The 14,767-nt window shown below is 74.9% G+C and carries 14 protein-coding genes; 5 read left to right on the top strand and 9 right to left on the bottom strand.

The genetic code is table 11. The annotated features are described in order from the left end of the window. Positions 1-119: 119 nt before the first annotated feature. Both AB0F89_RS34930 and AB0F89_RS34925 read left to right on the top strand, forming a co-directional pair. Complete coding sequence (locus AB0F89_RS34930; protein WP_367130368.1) at positions 120-473, top strand: colicin immunity domain-containing protein; 354 nt, start codon at positions 120-122, stop codon at positions 471-473. Continuing rightward, positions 470-1,111: a hypothetical protein gene (locus tag AB0F89_RS34925; RefSeq protein ID WP_367130366.1), complete on the top strand. Its 642-nt coding sequence runs from the start codon at positions 470-472 to the stop codon at positions 1,109-1,111. The genes AB0F89_RS34930 and AB0F89_RS34925 overlap by 4 nt, the downstream gene beginning before the upstream one ends. A gap of 237 nt (positions 1,112-1,348) precedes the next feature. On the opposite strand, the gene AB0F89_RS34920 is transcribed toward AB0F89_RS34925, so the two are convergent. Both AB0F89_RS34920 and AB0F89_RS34915 read right to left on the bottom strand, forming a co-directional pair. Beyond that, the gene (locus tag AB0F89_RS34920) at positions 1,349-2,284 is read right to left on the bottom strand and encodes a helix-turn-helix domain-containing protein (RefSeq protein WP_367130364.1); all 936 of its coding nucleotides are present in this window, start codon (positions 2,282-2,284) and stop codon (positions 1,349-1,351) included. A 121-nt stretch (positions 2,285-2,405) separates the two neighbouring features. Then, positions 2,406-3,173 carry an alpha/beta fold hydrolase gene (locus tag AB0F89_RS34915; protein ID WP_367130362.1) on the bottom strand — a complete coding sequence of 256 codons (768 nt, stop codon included), beginning with the start codon at positions 3,171-3,173 and terminating at the stop codon, positions 2,406-2,408. Between the two features lie 65 nt (positions 3,174-3,238). Between AB0F89_RS34915 and AB0F89_RS34910 the strand changes: the two genes are divergently transcribed. After that, a complete protein-coding gene (locus AB0F89_RS34910) occupies positions 3,239-5,833 on the top strand; it encodes an AAA family ATPase (RefSeq protein WP_367130360.1) in 2,595 nt (864 codons plus the stop codon). 91 nt (positions 5,834-5,924) lie between these two features. Here the strand turns inward: AB0F89_RS34910 and AB0F89_RS34905 are convergent, their stop codons facing one another. From AB0F89_RS34905 to AB0F89_RS34885, 5 genes are all read right to left on the bottom strand, one after another. Further along, positions 5,925-6,719, bottom strand: coding sequence for an alpha/beta hydrolase (locus tag AB0F89_RS34905; protein WP_367130358.1), 795 nt, complete (start codon positions 6,717-6,719; stop codon positions 5,925-5,927). Continuing rightward, complete coding sequence (locus tag AB0F89_RS34900; protein ID WP_367130356.1) at positions 6,716-7,570, bottom strand: alpha/beta fold hydrolase; 855 nt, start codon at positions 7,568-7,570, stop codon at positions 6,716-6,718. The genes AB0F89_RS34905 and AB0F89_RS34900 overlap by 4 nt, the downstream gene beginning before the upstream one ends. Positions 7,571-7,581: 11 nt before the next feature. Further along, positions 7,582-8,277: an alpha/beta fold hydrolase gene (locus AB0F89_RS34895; protein WP_367139131.1), complete on the bottom strand. Its 696-nt coding sequence runs from the start codon at positions 8,275-8,277 to the stop codon at positions 7,582-7,584. A 293-nt stretch (positions 8,278-8,570) separates the two neighbouring features. After that, on the bottom strand, positions 8,571-9,431 hold the full coding sequence (locus tag AB0F89_RS34890; RefSeq protein ID WP_367130354.1) for an alpha/beta fold hydrolase: 861 nt from the start codon (positions 9,429-9,431) through the stop codon (positions 8,571-8,573). A gap of 140 nt (positions 9,432-9,571) precedes the next feature. Continuing rightward, positions 9,572-9,847, bottom strand: a complete 276-nt coding sequence (locus tag AB0F89_RS34885; RefSeq protein ID WP_367130352.1) for a hypothetical protein — start codon at positions 9,845-9,847, stop codon at positions 9,572-9,574. Positions 9,848-10,105: 258 nt separating this feature from the next. Between AB0F89_RS34885 and AB0F89_RS34880 the strand changes: the two genes are divergently transcribed. Further along, on the top strand, positions 10,106-10,501 hold the full coding sequence (locus AB0F89_RS34880) for an HNH endonuclease (protein ID WP_367130350.1): 396 nt from the start codon (positions 10,106-10,108) through the stop codon (positions 10,499-10,501). Here AB0F89_RS34880 and AB0F89_RS34875 read toward each other — a convergent pair. Next, entirely contained in the window at positions 10,498-11,046 is a 549-nt protein-coding gene (locus AB0F89_RS34875; RefSeq protein ID WP_367130348.1) for a hypothetical protein, read from the bottom strand. The two genes, AB0F89_RS34880 and AB0F89_RS34875, sit on opposite strands and share 4 nt — an antisense overlap. Positions 11,047-11,171: 125 nt before the next feature. Here AB0F89_RS34875 and AB0F89_RS34870 point away from each other — a divergent pair, with 125 nt between their 5' ends. Further along, complete coding sequence (locus AB0F89_RS34870; protein WP_367130346.1) at positions 11,172-11,774, top strand: TetR/AcrR family transcriptional regulator; 603 nt, start codon at positions 11,172-11,174, stop codon at positions 11,772-11,774. Here the strand turns inward: AB0F89_RS34870 and AB0F89_RS34865 are convergent. Then, positions 11,724-14,600 carry a hypothetical protein gene (locus AB0F89_RS34865; RefSeq protein WP_367130344.1) on the bottom strand — a complete coding sequence of 959 codons (2,877 nt, stop codon included), beginning with the start codon at positions 14,598-14,600 and terminating at the stop codon, positions 11,724-11,726. The two genes, AB0F89_RS34870 and AB0F89_RS34865, sit on opposite strands and share 51 nt — an antisense overlap. Between the last annotated feature and the right edge of the window lie 167 nt (positions 14,601-14,767).

The following is a 14,767-nucleotide window of genomic DNA, read 5'->3' as shown; positions in this document are numbered from 1 at the left end:
GCAGTGATCGAGGCGTTGTCGGGTGAGCCGGGAGTGCTTCACGGGGGTATCGGGATCGAGAACGCGTTGCCCACTCCGGCTGGACTGGGCGGGGTGAACTGCCGACAGGGGAGGAACCGGTGATCGACCTCGAATTCACCCCCGTCGGCCCGTACTGCCACCTGATGGTCGCCCTGCTCGAACGGCGGATCGCCCCCGCGGAGTTCGAGTCGGTCTACCTGGCGCTCTACAAGTGGCACCCCCGCGGTGAGTTCCCCTCCGAGGTCGCCGCCTGGCTGGGCCGCGTCTTCTCCGCGGTGAACGACTACTCGCCCGACGCCGCCGACGACCCCGACCTCATCGACGAGGATGAACTCCGGCACCGGGTCGAGGCGGCCTTGCGGGGCCTGGAAGCGGTCGGCGTGGTCCGCCGCCTCCCGGCTGGGCGCCGCGGATGCCGGCCGGACGTGGACGAGGTGCCCCCGACGTCTTGAGCGAGGTGGAAGTGGGAGACGGTTACGCGCACCTGTACCAGACCGGCTGGTCGCCCGAGCGGGTCGCCCAGCGGGTCGCGTCCCTCCAGTCGGCCGGGGGGACGTTGGAGAACCCGGACACCGGTCTGATCCTCGTCGGTGAGTTCGACGACCGGAACGAACCGATCCCCGCGGAGCGGGACCAGCTCGTCCGGGCCTTAGAGCTCTCCGACCGGGACAGCCAGTTCGTCACCCTGTGGCTGGGCGCGCCCAACGACCTCTGGTACGTGGTGCGTCGTGTGTCGCCGGACGTCGTGGTCGAGGAGTTCGGGCTGTCCGGCTTCCGGCAGCCCGAGCCGTTCGTGCACTCGGGGGTCGTGCCCGAGATGACCCAGGACGAGGTGATCCACCTGGTGCTCGGCTGGATGGGGGCGCTCGGGTCGGCGGCCCTCGGCCTGCTCGCCGACCGCTGGGGCAGCTCGTTGGAGATCGACCTCGACGACGTGGTCCTGGGCGGTCCGACACCGGTCACGATCCGGCCCGACCTGCTGGTCCTCCAACCGCAGGTGGCCGATCGGCACCCCGAGCTGGCCGACTGGGGCCGGCGCCCGCACGGGCGGTTCACCGCGTTCGACCCGACCGGCATCCTGGACCGGTGACGCGGACCCACGGGCTGGTGGAACCGGGTCAGGGTGTCGGTTTCATCGGCGCGCCGACCGTGGGGTCCTTGGTGTTGACCAGGTTGTCGAACGCCCGGCAGCCGCGCACCACGTTGCCGGCGCCGGAACCCGGTCCGATGGCCAGGCCGTCGGCGTCGCGGCAGTCCCGACCAGCGCTTCACCCGACAACGCGGCTGATCCCGCACCTCGCGGCGGTCCACCGTCCTTCAGGGACGGTCAGGCTCCCGGCTGGTGGGACCGGCGCCACTCGCCCGGGGTGCAGCCGAAGGCCGACCGGAACCTGCGGGTGAAGTGGGTCGGGTCGGCGAAGCCCCAGCGGCGGGCGATGGTGGCGATCGGGGACGTGTCGGTGGCCAGGTCGGACCGCGCGCCCGCCAGCCGTTCGGCGATGATCCACTGCTCCAGGCTGAAACCGGCCCGGCCGCACAGCTTGTAGAGCAGGCGCACCGACACGTTCAGCGCGGCGGCGATCTTCGCCGGGCCCAGGTCCGGTTCGGTCAGGTGCCGGCGGACGTAGGCGCGGACCTGGGTGAGCCGGGTGTCCTCGACCAGGTGCAGGTCGTCGTGCGCGGCGGACGCCAGCAACGCCCGCATCAGGTCCAGGGTCGCGTCGCCGAGCGCTCCCGCCCCCGCGGACGCGGACAGGGGCCGGGCGTTCCCGGCCAGGTGCGCGACGTGGTCGGCCACCAGCCGGTAGAGCGGACTGCCGCGCAACGCCCCGGACGCGCGGCGGATCGTGTCCACGGGCACGTCCAGGACGTCCAGGGGCACCTGCACGCATCCCGCCGCGCCTTCGCCGGACCACCCGAAGTCGTACGAGGAGGACAGGTCCACCAGGTGCATCTCCCCGGCGGGGACCAGTTGGCGCTCGTCCCACTGCTCCGCCCGGCCGATCCCCGACCGCTGCACGGAGAGCGCGATGACGGGCGCGGGGTCCTCGCGGGCCTGCCGCTCCGTGCGCAGCAGCCTCATCCCGGACGACCGGTTGCCGAAGACCTCCACCGGGCCCACCTGCCACAGCTCCACCCGGAAGCGGATCGGGCGGTCGGGGTCCTCGTGGATCACGTGGCAGGGCGCCGACGCCTCCTGGAAGGCGGTGTGGACGGCTTCCACCCGGTCGTCGGGGGCCAGGTGGTCGGTGTCGAGCAGCACCCGCCCGAGTTTAGGGGCGGGCGCGGCCCACCGGCGTGCGCGCACAGCCGGACAACGTGCGCGCACAGCACTTCCCGCGACGTCCCGGCTGCCAAGACTCTTTTCGCGAGGGAGGGTCATGTCAGGGCGACAGGAATCGCAGCACGACTTCGTTCCACTGCTCGGGATGGGTGATCGGCGCGCCGTGCGGGGCACTGGGGATGGTGGTGGTCGGCGCACGTCCGCGGCGCGGCGCGGTGAACGCGTCGCGCTCGCCGTGCACGACCAGCACCGGCACGTCGACGTCGACGAGGTCGGCCTCGGGGTCGGTGCCCGCCCACGCGCGGATGACGTCGACCGTGGCCTTGGGCGACGCGCACGCCGCGACGTGCAGCAGGTGCTGCCGGGAGGCTTCGTCCAGCGCGCTCTCGCCGTCCACGGAGAAGAACCGGCCGAGCACGTCGTCCAGCATCGCGACCCGGTGCCACTCGGCCGCGGCCAGCAGGTCGCGCACCAGCCCGTCGTCCACCGCGAGCGGACCCGCGAGCACGAGCCGGGACACCCGCTCGACGCCGAACCGGGCCACGCAGCGGGCGACGTCGCCGGCGCCCGAGGAGAACCCGACCAGCGCCGCGTCCCGCAGGTCCAGGTGCGCGAGCAGGCGGTGCAGGTCGGTCGCCAGGGTGTCCTGGTCGTACCCGCTCCAGGGGCGGGAGGAGCGGCCGAAGCCGCGCCGGTCGTAGCCGACCACCCGGTGGCCCGCCCCGACGAACGCCGCCACCTGCGACTCCCACGACTGCGCCGTGAACGGCCAGCCCGCCACGAGCACGACCGGCGGGCCGGCGCCGTAGTCCTCGTAGTAGAGGCTCACGTCGGCGCCGTTCTCCGTACCTGCGGGAAGTCGTGGCACGGCCCCAGCGTGCCCGGCGCCGCGACCGGGGCCATCGGTCAGATGACTGCACCCGGCCGGTCGCGGTGATCGGGCGCGCGGAGGAGCTGGCGCGGCTGCGCCGCACGGTCGACCGCGACCCCGGCGTGCCGCCGAACCTGGTGCTGCACGGCGACCCCGGCGTCGGCAAGACGGTGCTGCTCGACGCGGGTGTCGCGTACGCCCGCGAGCGGGGCGTCCGGGTGCTCGGCGGCACCGGCTACGAGAGCGAGGCGCAGCTGGCGTTCGCCGGGCTGCACCAGTTGTTCGCGCCCGTCCTCGGCCACCTGGACCGGGTGGACCCGTTCCACCGGCAGGTGCTGCGCCGGGTGCTCGGCTTCGAACCGGGGCCGGTGCCCGACCGGCTCGCCGTCTCGGTGGCCTCGCTCGCGGTGCTGGCCGAGGTCGCCCGGGAGGGCCCGCTGCTGATCGCGGTCGAGGACGCGCACTGGGTGGACCACCCGACGCGCGAGGTGATGATGTTCCTGCTGCTCCGCCTCGCGCCGCACGACATCCGGGCGCTGTTCGCCCGCCGGCCGCTGATCAGCAGCGAGCGGGTCACGCCGGGCATCGCCATGCTGGAGGTCGGGCCGCTGCCGGACGAGGACGCGGGCGCGCTGCTGGACGAGCTGCACCCCGACCTGCCCGACGCCGCCCGCGGGCGGGTGCTGCTGGAGGCGGCGGGCAACCCGCTGGCGCTGGCCGAGCTGCCGCACGTGGTGGGCACGGACGCGCTGGACCTGCTGCCCGTCGGCGCGCCCCTGCGCACCCGGCTGGAGTCGACGTACGCGACGCGCGTCGTGGCCCTGCCGACACCCGTGCGCACCCTGCTGCTCCAGACCGCGCTGGACGGCGACCGGCTGGAGAACGACGCCCTGCGGCCGAGCGCCCTGTCCCCGCTCGACCTGGTCGAGGTGGAGCGCCTGGGCCTGGTGACCCGCGACTCGACGCCGTCCGGGCTGCGGTTCCGCCACCCGCTGGTGCGGTCGGCGATCGTGAACACCGCCTCGCCGGACGAGGTGCGCGCGGCGCACGCCGAGCTGGCGGAGGCGTACCGGGACGCGCCGGAACGCCGGGTGTGGCACCTGGCGGCGGCAGCGGCCGGTCCGGACGAGGAGGTGGCGGCCGAGATCGAGCGGGCCGCGCTGAGCGCGAGCCTGCGCGGGGGCAGCGGCCTGGCCGTCAACGCGCTGCGGCGGGCCGCCGCCGTCAGCACCACCGCGCCCGCCGCCGCGGGCCGGCTGCACCGGGCCGCCGAACTGGCGGAGGAGTCGGGGCAGCTGCCGCTGGCCCAGGACCTGCTGGAGGAGGCACGGCGGCAGCTCGACGACCCGACCCGCAGCTCCACCACCCGCGCCCGCATCGCGCTGGTGCGCGACGGCGACTTCAGCGGCGCCCGCCGCCTGCTGGAGGGCGCGACCGACGACCGCGCGGTGCTCACCCGCCTCTTCATCGCCACCTACACCGGGGAGGCGCCCGCCGACGACCTCGCGGCGGTCACCCCGCACACCCGGCTCCTGCACGGCGTGTTCAGCGGCGAGGCGGGCGCGGCGGAGCTGCGGTCGGCGGTCGAGGCGCTGCCCGCGGACGCCGCACCCGGCCGCGTCGCCGAGCTGTGCCGCGCCGCCGCCTGGCTGGACGTCCTGCACGAGCACCGGGAGCACGTCCGCGGCCTGGTGCGCCGCGAGGTCGGCCAGGGCGCCGTGACGCACGCCGCGACCGGCTACTGGTTCACCGCGCACGACCACTTCCTGGCGGGGGAGTGGGAGCGGGCGGAGCAGGCGGCGAGCGCGGGCCTGGACCTGTGCGTCCGCCACGACCTCGCGCTGCCCGCGCAGGACCTGCGGTGCGCGCTGGGGTGGCTGGCCGCCGCCCGCGGCGACACCGCCTCCGCGCACGAGTACAGCCGCGCCGTGGAGCAGTGGGCGGAACCGCGCGGCAGCGCCGCGCACCTGGCGTCGTCCGCGCGGAACCTGGTGCTGGCGGCCCTGGGCGAAGGCGATTACGAGGCCGCCCACGCCCACAGCTCCCGTGACCGGGGCACGCCGTGGACGCTCCTGGACGCCGTGGAGGCGGCGGTGCGCGCCGGGCGCCGGGACGAGGCGCGCGACCGGGTCGACGCGGCGGACCGGGCCGGGTTGGCCGACCGCACGCCCCGGCTGCGGCTGCACGTGTTCGCGGCCCGCGCGCTGGTCGCCGACGAGCCCGCCGACACGGCGGCCGGCCTGCGCGCCGCACTGGCGCTGCCGCGCGTGGAGCGCTGGCCGTTCGAGCAGGCCCGGATCAGGCTGATGCTCGGTGAGCTGCACCGCAGGCGCCACCGCCCCGGTGACGCGCGGCCCGAGCTGCGCCGCGCGGGTGACACCTTCCGCCGCGTGGGCGCGACGGCCTGGTTGCGCCGGGCCGAGCAGGAGCTGCGGGCGACGGGGGTGGCCGTGGCCGCCAAGCCGGCGACGGCGGAGCTGACCGCGCAGCAGCTGGAGGTGGCGCACCTGGCCGCCTCCGGCCTGAGCAACAAGGAGATCGGCGAACGCCTGTTCCTGTCGCCGCGCACGGTCAGCGCCCACCTCTACCGGATCTTCCCGAAGCTGGGCATCACGTCCCGGTCGGCGTTGCGGGACGCGCTGGCGGCGCTCGGCTGACGCGCCCTCCCGCGACGGCGTTAGGCGGCCTGGCACGACGACGGGGGAGCGGGTCGTGGTGACCCGCTCCCCTTCGGACGTCGCAGCCCCGTCAGCGGGCGTGGGCGACGGCCCAGGCCAGCACTTCGTCGGCGATCCGCTCCCAGCCCTCCTGCGCGGGCAGCAGGTGCGCGTAACCGGGGTACTCGCGGACCTCGGTCACCGCGGCGGACTTGTAGTGCTTGGCGTTGGACCTCTGCACGCTCGGCGGCATCAGGTGGTCCTCGCCGCCCGAGACGAACAGCAGCGGCGCGCGGTCGTCGTTGTGGTAGTCGACCCACACGTCCTGGTGGCCGGGCTGGAGGTTCGCGAGCAGGCTGCCCCACAGGATGCCCGCCGAGCCGGGGATGTGGTAGCGCTCGTAGAGGGCGCGGGACTCCTCCTCGGTGAACGTGTTGGTGAACGCGTACCGCCACTGCTCGTGCGTGAAGCCGACCGCCTTGTGCCGGTTCGCGGGGTTGCGCAGGATCGGGAACGTGGACTTGAGCTGCGACGGCGGCGCGACCACCACGCCCTCGGTCGGCGCGGAGTTGATCGCCACGCCCACCGCGCCGAAGCCGTGGTCCAGCAGGACCTGGGTGAACGCGCCGCCCGCCGAGTGGCCGATGATGATCGGCGGCGAGTCCAGTTCGCCGACGACCGCCTCCAGGTGGGCGATGATCTGCGGCACGGTCACGTCCGCGATCGGCGACGGGTCGGCGTTCAGCGCCTCCACCTCGACCTCGAAGCCGGGGTAGTTGGGCGCGAGCACCCGGTAGCCCTGCTTCTCGTAGTGGGTCTTCCAGTGCTCCCAGCTCCGCGCGGTCACCCAGAAGCCGTGGACGAGGACGATCGTGTCGGGGGTCATCGGTTCTCCTCGGCGGCGCCGGAGTCGTAGGAGCGGAGGAACGCCAGCAGGTCGTCGCCGAGCTGGTCCTTGTGGGTGTCGGTGATGCCGTGCGGCGCGCCGGGGTACACCGTGAGCAGCGCGCCCTTGATCCGCTCGGCGGACGCCCGGCCGCCGACCTCGAACGGCACGACCTGGTCGTCGTCGCCGTGGATCACCAGCGCGGGCACGTCCACCGCGTCGAGGTCGGCCCGGAAGTCGGTGGCGGAGAACGCGGCGACGCACTCGTAGGCGTTGCGGTGCCCCGACTGCATGCCCTGGAGCCAGAAGGCGTCCCGGATGCCCTGCGACACGTCCGCGCCGGGCCGGTTGTTGCCGAAGAACGGGCCGTCGGCCAGGTCCCGGTAGAGCTGCGAGCGGTCGGCCAGGGAGCTGGCGCGGATGCCGTCGAACACCTCGACCGGGACGCCGCCCGGGTTGTCGTCGGTGCGGAGCATGAACGGCGGCACCGCCGACACCAGCACGACCTGCGCGACCCGGTCCGTGCCGTGGCGGCCGACGTAGCGGGCCACCTCGCCGCCGCCGGTGGAGAAGCCGACCAGGGTCGCCTCCCGCAGGTCGAGCGCGTCGAGCACGGCCGCGAGGTCGTCGGCGTAGGTGTCCATCCCGTTGCCGTGCCAGGTCTGGTCGGACCGGCCGTGCCCGCGCCGGTCGTGCGCCACCACCCGGTAGCCGCGGGAGGCGAGGAACAGCGCCTGCGCGTCCCAGCTGTCGGCGTTGAGCGGCCAGCCGTGGCTGAGCACCACGGGACGCCCGGCGCCCCAGTCCTTGTAGAAGATCCGCGTGCCGTCGTCGGTCGTCGCGTAACCCATGGCAGGTCCTCTCAGCGGTTGCCGGCGGCGTCGACGATCAGGTCGACGGTGGCGGAGGGCTTGGAGATCATCGCGACGTGGGAGGCGTCCACCTCGACCACGCGGGCGTGCGCGCGTTCGGCCATGAACCGCTGCGCGGCGGCCGGGATCAGGTTGTCGTGGCGGGCGACCAGCGTCCAGGAGGGGATCGTCCGCCACGCCGGTTCGCCGGACTGCTGGCCGAGCGTGTGCACGTCGGCGGGGCGCTGCGTGGCCGCGAGGAGGGCGGCCTTGGCGGGCGGCAGGTCCCCGGCGAAGATGTCGCGGAACAACGCGGGCTTGACGTACCCCTCGTGGCCCACGCCGCCGCCCGCCAGCGGGAACTCGCGCACGTCCAGCGCGGCCTGGCCGAGCTTCGTGCCGGGGAACCGCACCTGCAACCCGCCGACCGTGTCACCGGCGTCGGGCGCGAAGGCCGCCACGTAGACCAACGCCCGCACGTTCGCGTTGCCGGTGGCGGCGTTGGTGATCACGACACCGCCGTACGAGTGCCCGACCAGCACGATCGGCCCGCTGATCGTGCTCAGCACGCTGGCGAGGTAGGCGGAGTCGGTGTCGACCCCGCGCAGCGGGTTGGCCGGGGCGAGCACCGGATACCCCTTGCGCTGCAACCGCGGCACCACCTCGGACCAGCTGGAGGCGTCCGCGAAGGCCCCGTGCACCAGCACGACGGTGGGCTTGGGGCGGTGCCCGTGACCCGCCGGGGAGCCCGACGCCGGGATGGCGGTGAAGGCGAGCAGGACCACCGCGAGTCCGGTGACAACGCGGCGCAAGCCTGCGGCAAGACCGGGACGAGACGACATGGGAACCCCTTCGGAGCCGGATCTGATCACCCGCTCACCGTAGGAATCCGGGGGGCCGCCCTGCTTCGGTCGAATGACTGCACCTCGTCCCGACCACCCCGGCCGCACCTGCCGTCATCCGACTGGCGAACCACCTCGGTCGAGGGGGAAGGGCCCGGTCAGCCGCTGTGCGCGCGGCGGGCGTTCGACACGATCGCGTCGATGATCACCGGCCAGGCGCCGGGCGGGAAGTCGTGCCCCAGGCCCGGGACGAGCACGAGTCGTGCGCCGCCGATCGCGGCCGCGGTCGCCTCGCCGCCGCTGTGGTGGCACATGAGGTCGGCCGTCCCGTGGACGACGACGGTGGGCGCCGTGATCCGCGCGAGCTGGTCGGTCCGGTCGCCCGCCGCGCGCACCGCCCGGTGCTGCCGGCGTCGGCCCTCGCGGTGGTCGGGGTCGCGGCGGAACGAGAGCGCGGTGGCCCGCCTGATCTCGTCGACGTCCTGCTCGAAGCCGGAGGAGCCGATGGCGCGGAACAGCCGCACGCGGCGCTCGACGGCCTGCTGCTCGGTGCGGGCGGCGCGGGCGAGCACGTGGCGGAGCAGCCGAGGGGAGGTGCGGCCCTTGCCGCGGCGGCCGGTGGTGGACATGAGCGAGGCCAGGCTCAGCACCCGCGACGGGTGCAGCGCGGCCACGACCTGGGCGATCATCCCGCCCATCGAGGCCCCGACCACGTGGGCGCGCTCGACGCCGAGGGCGTCGAGGAGCCCGACGGCGTCGGCGGCCAGGTCGGTCAGCGCGTAGTCGGTCCCGGGCAGGTGCGTCGAGCGGCCGGCGTCGCGGTTGTCGAACCGGACGACGAAGAAGCCGTTGTCGGCGAGCCGCCGGCAGAACCCGTCGGGCCAGTGGACGTGCTGGAAGCCCATGCCCATGATCAGCAGCAGCGCGGGCCGCCGGGGGTTGCCGAAGGTCTGGTGGCAGAGCTGGATGTCGTTGACCGGCACGATCCGCTCCGCGGCGCCGCTCGGGTGGTCCTGCATGGGTCTTCCCGCCGTTCCAGGATGGGCGCGACAGCGGCGCCGGACGTCCCCTGGGGGTCGCCCGCTCGTCCGGCGCCGGTCAAGCTATCCGGCCGGCCCGGTCGTGGGCGAGGGGATTACCGGCACGGCCCCGGTTCGGCTCACAGCTCCAGGTCGCCCGTGCCCACCCAGATGACGTTGTGCACCCGGAGCTGCCAGGTACCTGGGCGGGACTCGCGGGACAGGTCGACGGTGAACGCGCCGCCGGGGTCGGGCAGGGTGCTCAGGAGCTGGTGCTGGAGGCGGTAGGCCGTGCCGTCCGGGGCGATCAGGTCCGGGGTGACGAGGGAGCCCGTCATGTTCTTGAAGAACACCTCGACGCGCGAGGCGGACCGGGCGTTGCCCTCGCAGCCGGTGACGGTGATCTTCACGGTCACCGGAGGGGTGCGGGTGGCCACGAGCGAGGCGGCGGCGCACAGCAGGGCGAGCCGCGATCAGGTTCGCTTCCAAAGTGGAGGCTGCCCGGGTCGCCCGCTTCCGCCGTGACGTCCCGTCTCGGGAGGTGCTGTGTTCCCGGTCGGTGCCCGAGTCCGAAGTGGACGGGGCGGTGCCCGGGAGCCGCGGCCTGCTCTACCTGTGGATCGCCTGCGGCGGGCCTGACCGCCCTTGGGACGCGGTGGGCATAGGGTCTGCGCATGGCTGTGGGTGGTAGCAGGAGGGCGCGTGCCGCGCGCAAGCGCAAGCGCCGGATGGACAACGCCGAGAACGACCTCTCCGCGGCGGAGTGGGCCGCGCTCAAGGCGGCCTGGGGTGGTTGCGCCTACTGCGGGTCCACCGGCGTGCCACTCCAGAAGGACTGCGTGCAGGCCCTGTCGCGCGGAGGGCGATACACGCTCGACAACATCGTGCCCGCGTGCGGGTCGTGCAATGCGAGCAAGTGCAACGACGAGGTCACCGGCTGGCTGCGGCGGAAGCGGCTGGACGAGCGGGCCTTCCTGCTCCGCCACGTCGAGGTGAACGCCGAGCTGGCGCTGAGCTCCGGGACTCCGGCCACCTCGGCGACCGCCGCGCACGACGAGGTGGACGACTAGGCGGAGCGGCCGAGGCGCAGGGCGGAGACGAGGAAGAAGATCCCGCCGATGGTGGCGTAGCCGGCCAGGGCGCTCAGGGACGGGTTCGGGGCGGACGCCATGGCGATGAACGAAGCACCGGCCAGGACGGAGATGCCGCCGCTGAGGATCATCGGCCACTGGCCGCCCAGTCGGCGGCGGTGGGCGCCGACGGCCAGTTGGACGAGGCCGGAGGCGATGGCCCAGGCGCCCCACACGCGCAGGACGGCCGGGACGCCGGAGGTGGCGGCGAGGGCCACGCCGAGGGCGGCGAGCAGGCTGATCGCGATGTTGGCGTACAACCCGCGGGCCTGGCCGGAGCCGCGGGACGACCTGGCGTCCACGACGGCCGCCGCCACGTCGAACAGCGGGTACAGGACGAGCAGGGTGGCGCTCACCGGGCCCAGGTCGGACTTGGTGGCGAACAGCAGGGCGGCCCAGGCGAGGGCGAAGGCGAACCGCGCGAAGTAGAGGCGGCGCAGGGCGGAGGCGATTCCGCCGGTGGTGGACGAGGCAACCGCGGTCATGGTGTTCCCCAAGGAAGTAGATAGAACGGTCGTTACGTTTTAGAGCTTGCCCAGGCCGTGCCGTCCTGTCAAGACCGAACGTTCTACCTGCTAGGCTCGACGTGTCGAACCGAAGGGGAGAGCAGGTGTCCGAAGCGCGATCCCGGCTGCTGGCCACGGCGAGCCGGCTGTTCTACTCCGAGGGGCTGCACTCCGTCGGCATCGACCGGATCGTCTCCGAGGCGTCCGTCACCCGCGCCACCCTGTACCGGCACTTCCCGGGCAAGGACGACCTGGTGGTCGCCTACCTGACCGAGGCCGACCGGGCGCTCCGGGCCCGGGCCGAGGCCGCCAGGGCCGGTGACCTCGCCCCCGAGGAGGTCGTCCGGGCGGTCGCCGGGGCGATCGCCGACGACATCCGGTCCCCGGGGTTCCGGGGGTGCGCGTTCCTCAACGCCGCAGCCGAGTACCCCGACCCCGAGCACCCCGTGCACCGGGCCGTCGTCGAGCACCGGGAGTGGTTCCTGCGCACCGCCGCGGAACTCCTGGCGCGGATCGGGGAGGCGCCGCCCGAACCGGCGGCCCGGCACTTCGTCATGCTCCGGGACGGCGCGATGGCGGCGGGTTGCCTCTCCGACCCGGCCCCGATCTGCGAGACGTTCCTGCTCGGCGTCGAGGAGCTGCTGGAGCGCCGGGCCTCAGCGGTGCGCGCGGTGCCAGAGGGCCGGCCAGCCGCCCTTCCCCAGTAGCGCCGCCGGGACGAGCAGGCCGTGCTCGGCGACGCGCTCCCGGAACAGCTCCACGGGCGCACCGAGGTCGGCCGCCGCCGCGAGCGCGTCCGGCCACGGGCCCTGCTCGTCGGACAGGTCGGTGGCGGGGAAGCCGGGAACGGCCGTCTGCCGGGCCGCCACGACCTGCACGACCTCCTCCGTCGCGGACCGGGTCGCGCAGGTGGTGGCGATCGCCAGTGCGCACAGCAGCTCGGTCGAGGGTCGCCGCGCCACCGACCGGACCAGCGCGTCGTCGCCGATCAGCTCGCCCAGGGCCGCGCGGACGGATCGCGCCACCACGTCCATGGCGTACGCCGGCGCGATCTCCGGACGGCGCACGAGCGCGCGCAGCGTTCGCGGTAGTGGCGCGGCGTCGGACAACGTCCCGAGCCGGTCGTGGTCGCGCAGCCCTGCGGGGAGCCGCCCCACCGCGGCGGCGAGTGGCCGCACGCGGGTCGCCTGCCACAGGACCCGCGCGCCGAGCCCGGCGGCGAGGGCCGTGCGGAGCAGTTCGACGTGCTCGGCCGGGGTGAGGCGCTTCAGGGCGACCACGGCCGCGTCCGGTTCGAAGTCGGCGGGCCGACCCGGCCGGCCGAGGCCGCGCGCCAGCGCCGCGTAAGCGCGTCGCGCGGCCTCGGCCGGTGTCGAGACCAGCTCCCGCTCCACCGCGGCGGTGAGTTCGGCGGGCAGGCGTCCCGCCGCCGAACGGCGAGCCGAACCGCCCCGCGCCCGCACCGGCGGCACGGGCAGCAGGGGCTCGGGCGCGGACGGCGCGGGCGCGGGAATCCGGTCCACCCACTGCCTGATGTGCTGCTCCAATGCGGGGGCGACGTCGTCGTTGAACCGCGCGCGCAGCTCGCGGACCTGCCAACCGCCGGTGCGCCGCCGGATGTCGAGGTTGGCGACGACGCGGCCCTCGACCGGGTCGCGGAACGCCACCAGCACGCACTGGCCCTTGAACGCCTGGTCGACGTACCACGACTCGCCGATGCAGTTGCCCATGTAGGCCGACCACTGGGCCAGCCGCCTCGGCTCGCGGCCCAGTTCCACGCGCAGGTCGGTGCCCGGGACGACCTGCGCGTCCAGGGCGGAGACCTCGGGCGGGACCGGGAAGGCGCCGACGCCGGCCTCGGCGATCACCGCGTCCGCGCTGGTCCCGGCGGCCAGGTCGGCCCAGCTGCCGCAGCGGGGCGGCGGCGTCGCGCCGAACATGACCAGTTGCGCGACCCCGGCGGCCGCGAGCGGCACGGAGTCGGCTCGTGGTCTGCCGTGCTCGGACCGCGGCGGTGGCGTGGAGTAGTCCAGCCGCGGCGCGAGCCGGTCGTGCTGCACTGCGGCGCGCTCGCCGCCGTGGAAGGGCGCCAGCGCGTCGGCGAGGTCGGCGAACCAGAGCAGGTCGTGCGGCGCTTCGACCGAGGCCGGGTCCACCCGGCCCCCGGCGGCGATCCGCTGCGCCAGCGTGCGCGTCGGGCCCTCGGCGTGCGCGTCGGCCAGCGGTGGCTGCTCCCAGCTGTCCGGCGCCCGCCGGAACCCCGCCGCGGCGCGCCACTGGCGCAGCCGGGGCGCCTCCCACGGCTCGCAGGCGTCCCAGCAGTTGTGCAGCGCCTGCTCGTCCAGCTCGGTGAGCAGCGCGCCCACGGCGTCGAAGACGACCACGCCGTAGTTGCGGGCCATGGCCAGGCGCGCCTTCACGGAGTTCTCGGTCTTCGTGGTGATCGGTCGGTCCGGTCCCAGCGCCTTGACCAGCTGGTGGACGTAGCACCCCGGCCGGGCCGGGTGGCGGTAGCCGCCCTCGTGGCGGCGCGAGGCGCTGGACCGCTCGTCGTCGGTGAGGCAGGCGTCGGCCGCGACGAGGGCGTCGCGGTGCTCCTCCGCGGCGACCGCGAGACCTTCGTCGGACGCGGTCCTGGCGAACCTCAGCAGCGCGGTCGCCGCGATGGCGTCGTGCAACGCCCGGCGGAGTTCCCCCGCGGCCCACTGCGGTGGCGGCCGCCACCGGGCCGCGGCGGCCAGCGTCGGCCGGTCGCCGACCTCCCGGGTCAGCTGCTCCACGATCGACTCGTCGAAGTGGTCGCGGTGGCGCTCGCGGAGCCGGTCGACCCGGTCGGCGCGGGTCTGGGTCGTGGCCAGGCGTCGCAGGCGCTGCCGCTCGACCAGCAGCGCGCACACGTGGTCCCAGAGGCTGAGGATCAACTTCAGCCGCCGCGGTCGCGGGTACCCCGCCAGCACGCGGGACAGGTGATCGGCCACTGTGGACGCCGCGCCGCGCGGGAACGGGTCGACCCCGTCCGGGGCGCGCAGGTCGAGCACGCGCTCCAGCTGCTCCGGCCCGAGGAGGTCGGACGCCGCGGAGGCCAGTTGCAGCGCCGCCCAACGCCGCTCGGCGACCGCCGCGTGGGCGGCCGCGCCGACCCGCTTGGTCGCCGCCGGTCCGAACATCGCCACCAGGCCGGCGGCCCGGTCGCCCAGCCGGTGCGCGCCGTCGGCGCCGAGGACCCTCAGCGCGGCGAGCACCGCGTCACGCCGGTCGCCGTGGGCCCCGGCCAGGCGCGCCGAGGTGAAGCCGTCGCCGAGGTCGACACCGGCCGCGGCCGGCTCGGGCCCGCCGAGGACCAGGCGGGCGAGCTGCCCGGTGGCGCGCCGCACCGCCTCGGGGTCGGCGCCGGCCGGGCCGACGGCGACCGGGGCGCCCGGCGGGTGCGTGCCGGGCCGGTCGTCGACGGGCACGGCTCGGCCGCCGGCCGCGGGCAGCCGGCAGCGCGACCCGGGTCCGGCGGTGACCCCGAAAGCCAGTTGGATGGACATCGGCACCATCATCGCTCACCCGCGCCACCGCTTTTCCGGCTTCACGGGCCGAACGGCCGGACCCCTGACGGTCGGGGGCCAGAACCGGTCCTCTGTGGACGGTGGGACTTTCGGGCAGAGCTGCCGAAACAGTTTCGCCAACGCTTGTGGCGCGGTCTCCCGCAGCG

Origin of the sequence: Saccharothrix sp. HUAS TT1, from assembly GCF_040744945.1 — a bacterium.
Lineage (GTDB): Bacteria > Actinomycetota > Actinomycetes > Mycobacteriales > Pseudonocardiaceae > Actinosynnema.
The sequence above is the reverse complement of the archived record's forward strand: the minus strand, read 5'-3'. Positions and strand labels throughout refer to the sequence as shown.